8 protein-coding genes and 1 rRNA gene are annotated in these 8252 nt (G+C 55.4%); 8 read left to right on the plus strand and 1 reads right to left on the minus strand.

Features of this window, described 5'->3' with window-relative positions; genetic code table 11:
- Positions 1-45: 45 nt before the first annotated feature.
- Genes pdhA through lpdA form a run of 4 tightly spaced genes read left to right on the plus strand, consistent with a single transcriptional unit; the run spans position 46 to position 4928 of the window.
- Positions 46-1119, plus strand: a complete 1074-nt coding sequence (pdhA, locus tag ACI1P1_RS18870) for a pyruvate dehydrogenase (acetyl-transferring) E1 component subunit alpha (RefSeq protein ID WP_416217991.1) — start codon at positions 46-48, stop codon at positions 1117-1119.
- Positions 1120-1158: 39 nt separating this feature from the next.
- Positions 1159-2139, plus strand: a complete 981-nt coding sequence (locus ACI1P1_RS18875; protein WP_416217992.1) for an alpha-ketoacid dehydrogenase subunit beta — start codon at positions 1159-1161, stop codon at positions 2137-2139.
- A gap of 16 nt (positions 2140-2155) precedes the next feature.
- Positions 2156-3511 carry a dihydrolipoamide acetyltransferase family protein gene (locus tag ACI1P1_RS18880; RefSeq protein WP_416217993.1) on the plus strand — a complete coding sequence of 452 codons (1356 nt, stop codon included), beginning with the start codon at positions 2156-2158 and terminating at the stop codon, positions 3509-3511.
- Between the two features lie 4 nt (positions 3512-3515).
- Complete coding sequence (gene lpdA / locus ACI1P1_RS18885) at positions 3516-4928, plus strand: dihydrolipoyl dehydrogenase (RefSeq protein WP_416217994.1); 1413 nt, start codon at positions 3516-3518, stop codon at positions 4926-4928.
- A gap of 72 nt (positions 4929-5000) precedes the next feature.
- Here the strand turns inward: lpdA and ACI1P1_RS18890 are convergent, their stop codons facing one another.
- Entirely contained in the window at positions 5001-5291 is a 291-nt protein-coding gene (locus tag ACI1P1_RS18890) for an alpha/beta-type small acid-soluble spore protein (protein ID WP_416217995.1), read from the minus strand.
- A 186-nt stretch (positions 5292-5477) separates the two neighbouring features.
- Here ACI1P1_RS18890 and ACI1P1_RS18895 point away from each other — a divergent pair, with 186 nt between their 5' ends.
- The 4 genes from ACI1P1_RS18895 to ACI1P1_RS18910 form a co-directional block, all read left to right on the plus strand.
- Positions 5478-6242 (plus strand): MerR family transcriptional regulator, encoded by a 765-nt coding sequence (locus tag ACI1P1_RS18895; protein ID WP_416217996.1) that lies wholly within the window; start codon positions 5478-5480, stop codon positions 6240-6242.
- A gap of 59 nt (positions 6243-6301) precedes the next feature.
- Positions 6302-7048 (plus strand): ABC transporter ATP-binding protein, encoded by a 747-nt coding sequence (locus ACI1P1_RS18900; RefSeq protein ID WP_416217997.1) that lies wholly within the window; start codon positions 6302-6304, stop codon positions 7046-7048.
- Positions 7023-7766 carry an ABC transporter permease gene (locus tag ACI1P1_RS18905; RefSeq protein ID WP_416217998.1) on the plus strand — a complete coding sequence of 248 codons (744 nt, stop codon included), beginning with the start codon at positions 7023-7025 and terminating at the stop codon, positions 7764-7766. Before ACI1P1_RS18900 ends, ACI1P1_RS18905 begins: the two co-directional genes overlap by 26 nt.
- A 414-nt stretch (positions 7767-8180) precedes the next feature.
- Positions 8181-8252: ribosomal RNA gene (locus tag ACI1P1_RS18910) — 16S ribosomal RNA — on the plus strand; the annotation flags it as partial.

The following is an 8252-nucleotide window of genomic DNA, read 5'->3' on the forward strand; positions in this document are numbered from 1 at the left end:
TGAAAATGATTCTCATTACAGACAAGAGTAAGGAGTGGAAATAGGATGGAAAACCGCTACGAAGCCATACTGAAAGAGATGGAGCCCCTATCCGTTCTGTCCCCTGACGGAGAGATCATTCCCGGACAGGAAGCGCCCGCGCTGGAGGATAAGCAATTGCTGGAGCTGATGCGCCGCATGGTATTTACCCGTACTTGGGACCAGCGTGCCGTAAGCTTGAACCGCCAAGGAAGACTGGGCTTTTATGCGCCTGTATCGGGCCAGGAGGCCAGCATTGTGGGAACCGGGTTCCCACTGGTGAAGGAAGACTTTGTTTGCCCCGGTTACCGGGATATGCCCCAATTGTATTGGCACGGACTGCCTATGGCCAATGCATTCCTATATTCCCGCGGACACCAGGAGGGCGGACGGATTCCGCAAGGTGTGAATATTCTCCTGCCGCAGATTATTATCGGCGCCCAGATCGTCCAGGCTGCCGGAGTTGCCATGGGACTCAAGAAACGCGGCACCACCAATGTAGCCATGGCGTACACCGGTGACGGCGGTTCTTCCCAGGGAGACTTTTATGAGGGGATGAACTTCGCCGGTGTCTATAAGCTTCCGGTGGTATTCGTCGTGCAAAATAACCATTATGCCATTTCCACACCGCGTTCGAAGCAAACGGCTGCCGCGACCATTGCGCAAAAAGCGGTGGCTGCAGGCATTCCGGGCGTTCAAGTGGACGGGATGGATATTCTGGCTGTATATAAGGCTGCATCGGAAGCGGTGGAGCGTGCCCGCCGAGGCGAAGGCCCTACCCTGATCGAGACCCTGACCTATCGTTTTGGACCCCATTCCATGTCCGGAGACGATCCCACCAAATACCGCACCAAGGATGAACAAGGAGAGTGGGAGGTTAAGGATCCTCTGGTCCGGTTCCGCCGCTTTTTGGAAAAGAAGGGCTTGTGGAGCGAAGAGCAGGAAATGAAAATTGTGGAGGAAGCCAAAGCGGAGGTGGCCAATGCCATCAAGCAGGCTGAGGCTGCAGCGCCTATGACGGTGGAAGGGTTAATCGACAGCATGTTCGAAACCACTCCCGCTTACCTGGAAGAGCAGAAGGAATATTTCAGAGGGATTTAACATAGACCGACTATCGGCGGAAAGGACGGGAGAAACAATATGGCGCAGATGACAATGATTCAAGCGATAACCGACGCCATGCGGGTTGAATTGGCGAGAGATTCCAACGTGCTGGTGTTTGGTGAGGATGTAGGCCGCGTCGGCGGCGTTTTCCGGGCAACAGAAGGGCTTCAGAAGGAGTTTGGGGAAGAGCGGGTATTCGATACTCCTTTGGCGGAATCGGGAATCGGAGGGCTGGCGGTAGGGCTTAGCGTTCAAGGCTTCCGTCCCATTGCGGAAATCCAGTTTATCGGATTTGTCTTCGAAGTAATGGATTCTATCAGCGCCCAGGCTTCCCGCCTCCGGTACCGCTCAGGCGGACGTTACAATGCCCCCATTGTGTTCCGGACTCCCTTCGGCGGAGGCGTTAAGGCTCCTGAGCTTCATACGGACAGCTTGGAAGGACTGTTTATGCAGACTCCCGGGCTGAAGGTGGTTGTCCCCTCCAATCCCTATGATGCCAAGGGGCTCTTAATCAGCGCCATCCGCGATAATGATCCGGTATTTTTTATGGAGCATCTGAAGCTGTACCGCGGGTTCCGGGGGGAGGTCCCGGAAGGGGAATATACCGTTCCCATTGGCAAAGCCAACGTGGTCCGGGAAGGCACCGATGTAACGGTGCTGGCGTATGGCGCGATGGTGCATACGGCGGTGAAGGCGGCTGAGGAGCTGGAGAAAACCAGAGGTGCCAAGGCCGAGGTCATCGATTTGCGCTCCCTCGTACCTTTGGATACCGACACTATTCTGGCTTCCGTTAATAAAACGGGCCGTGTGGTGGTTGTCCAGGAGGCTCAGCGTTCTGCTGGAGCCGCGGCGGAAATTATCGCCAGAATTAACGAAAAAGCGATTCTCCAGCTGGAGGCGCCGGTTATCCGGGTAACCGCTCCGGATACGGTGTTTGCATTCGGCCAGATTGAGGATAAGTGGCTGCCTGATCCTGCCAGAGTGCTGGCGGGTATGAATACGGTTCTCGATTTCTAGAAAGGAGGGTTTAACGATGGCACTATTCGAATACCGGTTCCCCGAGCTGGGGGAAGGTCTTCATGAGGGTGAAATTGTAAAGTGGCATATTAAGGCCGGAGACAAGCTTGAAGAGGACCAGGTTATGATGGAGGTCCAGAACGATAAAGCAGTGGTTGAGGTGCCTGCCCCTATTTCGGGGAAGGTACTGGAGGTAAAAGCGGCAGAAGGCAGTGTTGCCCATGTGGGCGATATAGTGGCTGTATTCGAGGTGGAGGGCGAAGGTACGGCTCCTGCTCCTGAAGCTGCAGCAGCACCTGCAGCAGCACCTGCAGCAACGCCTGAAAACCCGGTGCCCGCGGCTGCACCGGCTGCAGCACCTGCTGCGGCAGCACAAGTTCCAACTGCACCTGCGGCACCTGCTGCTGTGGCGGCTTCGGCGCCTGTTCAGGACCGGCGCCACGTAATGGCTACTCCCGGCGTGCGCAAGTTCGCCCGGGAACAAGGTGTAGATTTGACCCGCCTTCAGGGCTCCGGCAAAAACGGCCGGATCACTCGCGAGGATGTTACAGCAGCCGCCTCCGGCGTTGGCCAAACGGCAGCACCCGCAGCAGCGGAGGCTGCAAGTGTGGCAGCCCCGGCAGCCCAAGGCGCTGCGCCTGCTGCATCGGCGGCTCCGGCCGTAGCTGACGCAGCGGAGGAGCGTGTGCCTCTGAAGGGTGTCCGCAAGATTATCGCCCAAGCGATGGCCAAGTCGGTGTATACGGCTCCTCACGTAACCGTTATGGACGAGGTGGATGTATCCAAGCTGGTGGCCTTCCGCCAGCGGCTGAAGCCCATTGCCGAGAAAAAAGGCGTCAAGCTGACTTATCTGCCTTTTATCGTGAAGGCTGTAGTAGCGGCTCTGAAGCAGTACCCTGCTTTGAACGCTTCCATCGACGACGAGCGCAGTGAAATTGTATATAAAAAGAACTTCCACGTGGGTATCGCTACGGATACCGATAACGGGCTCATTGTGCCGGTGGTGACCAATGCCGACCGCAAGAGCATGTGGACCATTGCCGCCGAAATCAGCGAGCTGGCTGTCAAGGCCAGAGAGGGCAAGCTCTCCCCTGCGGAAATGAAGGGCAGCACCTTCTCCATCACCAATATCGGCTCAGCCGGCGGACAATTCTTCACCCCTGTCATCAACTGGCCGGAGGTGGCTATTCTGGGCACCGGACGGATTGCCCAGAAGCCGGTGGTCCGTGACGGCGCACTTGCTATCGGGGATGTGATGGCCTTGTCCCTGAGCTTCGACCACCGTTTGATCGACGGGGCTACGGCCCAGCATGCAGTGAATCTCATCAAGCAGCTGTTGTCTGATCCCGAGCTGCTGGTTATGGAGGTGTAAGGCGATGGTTGTTGGGGAATTTACCACGGATATTGATGTATTGGTGATCGGCGCCGGTCCCGGCGGTTATGTGGCAGCTATCCGCGCCGCCCAATTGGGCCGGAAGGTTACCATTGTGGACAGAGCCGAGGTAGGGGGCGTTTGCCTGAATCGCGGATGTATCCCCTCCAAAGCGCTGATTTCGGCAGCCCATCATCTGGAGGCCGTTCAGCACGGCGACACGATGGGAATCAAGGCTGAGGGGGTTTCCGTCGATTTCGCCAAGGTCCAGGAATGGAAAGGCGGGATCGTCAAGAAGCTCACCGGCGGTGTTGGCGGGCTTTTGAAGGGGAATAAGGTGGAGATTCTCTCCGGCGAGGTTCTTTTTATGAGCCCCAATGAGGTCCGGGTGGTCAGCGGCTATGACAGCGCCCGGTACCGCTTTGTGGATTGTATTATCGCCACAGGCTCCCGGCCTATCGAGCTGAAAACCTTCCCCTTCGGGGACCGGATTCTCGATTCCACAGGCGCGTTGAGCCTGGGCCATGTTCCCGAGAGCCTGATTGTCATTGGCGGCGGCTACATCGGCATCGAGCTGGGCCAGACCTTCTCCAAGTTCGGCTCCAAGCTGACCATTCTGGAGGGCTCCGACGCTATCCTGCCGGGCTTCGAGAAGGAATTCTCCTCTCTGGTGGCCAAAAAGCTGCAAAAGGCCGGCGTCGTCATCGAAACCGGAGCCATGGCGAAATCTGCCCAGACCTCGGAGAAATCCGTGACGGTTACCTATACCGTTAACGGGGAGGAACGGCAGGCAACGGCAGAATATGTGCTGGTAACCGTAGGCCGCCGTCCCAATACGGATGAGCTGGGTCTGGAGATCGTGGATATGAAGCTTACGGAACGTGGATATATTGAGGTGGACGAAAAGGGTCAAACCAGCGTCCCCCATATTTATGCCATCGGTGATATTGTGGCAGGGCCCGCCCTGGCCCATAAAGCTTCTTATGAAGGAAAAGTTGCTGCGGAAGCCATCGCCGGGCACCCCAGCGTGGTGGATTACAAGGCCATGCCTGCTGTCGTCTTCTCCGACCCGGAAATCGCCGGTGTCGGCTTAAGCGAAACGGAGGCCAAGAAGGAAGGCTACGAGGTTGCCATCGGCAAGTTCCCGTATGCCGCTAATGGCCGCGCGCTTTCGCTGGGGAGTGCGGAAGGCTTTGTTAAGGTAGTGGGCGACAAGAAAACCGGCCTGGTGCTGGGTGCTCAGGTGGTTGGTCCTGAAGCCTCCAACCTGATTGCCGAGATTGGGCTGGCCATCGAAATGGGGGCCACTTTGGAGGATATCGCGTTAACCATCCATGCCCACCCCACATTGGCCGAGATGGTCATGGAAGCCGCCGAAGGCGCATTGGGCCAGGCGATTCACCAAATCAACAAATAAATGCATTGCTAAACACAAACAAGACCTTTCTCCATAAACAGGGGAAAGGTCTTTTGTTTGATTATCCTTCCGCTAACGGATTCTTTGCTTCTCCGCCAGATGCTGCTGCGCCATCCGGATCATTTCCTTGACCATGGCGCCTCCGATTTTGCCGCCGATCCGTCCGGCATCCTCGGTTTTTAGCTGGCCGTTGTCCCCTTGGGAGAGCGGGATGCCCATGGATTGGGCGACCTCGAATTTGACCTGGTCCGGTTCCTGCAGGTTGACCGCATACCCCTCCTGCCTCATCACATCGGCTTTGAAGGCGTTGATGGCCGAAGGCGAAACAGGGTAGGCATATTGTCTGCTTTTACGTCTGCCCATAATGTTGCCCCGCTTTCATTCAAATTTGGGATGGGGAAGATGGGTGCTGACCATAGTGTTTGTCCATTCTCCCCGGTTCATACCGGGTTGGCGAGTAAACGAAAACCCTCCACTATAGCACCAGACTTGGGGCGGGCGGTACAATAGACGTAACGAACCTTAGCTTAGCCCCGGAGGCGATTACTAATGAACAGCTATAAAACCGTCGAGCTTGCCCGTGTTAACGGGATTCACCCCAATACTGTCCGGCTGTATGAAAACTTCGGATTTATTTCGAAGCCTTCACGCCAGCCCAACGGCTACAGATTATTCACCGATTTGCATATGGAACAGATGAAGCTGATCCGGATGGCCTTTGCTGTTGAGGTGCTGCAGAACGGCCTCCGCAAAAAAACCATCGCTATTATTAAAGCTTCGGCAGCGGAGGATTATATAGAGGCAATCCGTATTGCGGAAGCTTACCGCTGCCAAATCCGGGAGGAGCAGCGGCATGCTGAAGAGGCGGTGCAGTTGGTGGAAGAGCTGCTCACGGATCACAGGCCGGCTGAAGTCCGGACAGCGTTGACGCGGCAGGAGACTGCCAAACAGTTGAACATTTCTATGGACGCTTTGCGGAATTGGGAAATGAATGGGCTCTTGACCGTGAAACGTAAGCAGAATGGGTACCGGGTATATTCCGGTGAAGATCTCCGGCGGCTTAAAATCATCCGCGCCCTTCGCGGTGCCAATTATTCGCTGTCCGCTATTCTGCGTATGCTGTCTGGCCTGTCGGGAGGCGCTTCCCTTCCTGACCTGCGCATGACCATCAATACGCCGCGGGAGGACGACGAAATTATCTCCGCCTGCGATACCCTGTTGACCTCGCTGGAGGCCGCTGCCTGCAATGCGGATACCATGCTGGCCCATCTGCACCGGATGAAGCTTTCCTTTTCTCCCAACCCTCCACTTTAACACCAGACATTTCTTGAATGCTATTCTTTTTGTGCCGGCAAAAAGAAGGAGGTTTTCAGGTGGAAACGACTATCCATATTGAGCGTTTATGCAAATCCTACGGCGCTGTCCGGGCTGTGGAACATCTGGGTTTTACCGTCCGACGCGGGGAGGTGTTCGGATTGCTGGGGGCGAATGGTGCGGGAAAAAGCACGGCCATTGAATGTATCCTTGGCACCAAAAGCTACGATTCCGGGGCTGTTTCGGTGTTGGGCATGGACCCTCTGAAGGACCGGAAGCGGCTTTTTGAACGGGTGGGTGTGCAGTTCCAGGAGGCGAAGTATCAGGACAAAATCAAGGTAGCCGAGCTGTGCGGAATGACTAGGGCGCTTTACCGGAACCCGGCGGACTACCGGAGCCTGCTGCAGAGGTTCGGTCTGTCGGACAAAGCCGCAAGCCTGGTCAGCGAGCTGTCGGGAGGGGAGAGGCAGCGGCTTTTTATTGTGCTGGCTCTTATTCCTAATCCTGAGGTGGTGTTTCTTGACGAATTGACTACCGGATTGGACGCCCGGGCACGCCGGGATGTCTGGCAATGTCTTAGCGAGCTGAAAACTGGGGGGCTGACCATTCTGCTGACCTCCCATTTCATGGATGAAGTCGAGGCATTGTGCGACCATTTGATGATTATGAAAAAGGGCAAGACGGTTTTCTATGGAACGGTCCGGGAGGCCATCACCTCGAGTCCCTGCGAATCCCTCGAGGATGCATACTTGTGGTATACGGATGAGGAGGTGACTGGGCGTGCGGATCTTCAAAGCATTGTTTAAGACCGAGTGTCGGCTGGCGCTGCGGGGGATGGATTTGCTTATTTTCTCCATATGCATGCCGGTTGTGGTGATGGTGATCCTGGGGATTATATACGGCAGTAAGCCGGCCTTCGAGGGGGCTGACTATTCGTTTCTGGAGCAATCCTTCGGGGCGGTGGCGGCGATTGCCGTTTGTGCGGGAGGGGTCATGGGGCTGCCATTAGTGATATCGGATTACCGGCAGAAAAAAATTCTCAAGCGCTTCAAGGTCACTCCGGTAAGCCCGTCTATGCTGCTGGCGGTCCAGGTTAGCGTTTATGCGCTTGCATCGGTTATCTCGCTGGTGCTGGTGTATGCCACCGCGGCGCTGTTTTTCGGATACCGGATGGAGGGCAGCTGGCTGACCTTTCTGGGCGCTTACCTGCTGGTGCTGCTTTCTATTTACAGTATCGGTTTATTGGTAGGCGGGACAGCGTCTGATATCAAAACAGCGGGAGTGTGGGCCAGTGTACTGTATTTTCCGATGCTGGTGTTTTCGGGGGCAACCCTTCCATATGAGGTGATGCCCGGTGTGCTGCAAAAGGCCGCCGACGTGCTTCCATTGACCCAAGGCATCAAGCTGATGAAGGCGGCGTCCTTAGGTCTGCCGGCGGAGAGTGTTTTCCTTCCGCTCGCTGTGATGGCGGGTCTGGCTCTGATCTGTTCGATGGCGGCGGTCCGGTTTTTCAAGTGGGAGTAAGGAGAGAAAAGCCTTCCAAGATGTCTGGTGAATTGGAAGGCTTTTTCTTATAGGATTCAATATTTCGAAAATTGGAACTTTCAGCATGGGGGTTGCGCTTCTTAGGACCTATGTGGTAAGGTATGTCTTGTCACTTCTTCGGTGAAAAAAACAATAAAAAAAGATGCTTGACGAAATATGTCGAACATGATATATTGTTATTCCGGCGGTGAAACGCTCGCGAAGTAAGCTGATAATGAATAGTTAGCTCCTTGAAAACTGAACAACGAGCAGCAAAACAATGAAGCCAAACGTTTCGGCCCCATAAAGTGAAGCAAAGCTTTCGCAGCCTAGCCAAGTACTTTACGGGGACCCCAAGAGATTGGGGAAATGAGCTTTTAATCAGCTCTAACATAACGGTCCTTCGGGGCCACTTTTATGGAGAGTTTGATCCTGGCTCAGGACGAACGCTGGCGGCGTGCCTAATACATGCAAGTCGAGCGGGTT

The organism is Paenibacillus mesotrionivorans (genome assembly GCF_046098205.1).
GTDB lineage: Bacteria > Bacillota > Bacilli > Paenibacillales > NBRC-103111 > Paenibacillus_AR > Paenibacillus_AR mesotrionivorans.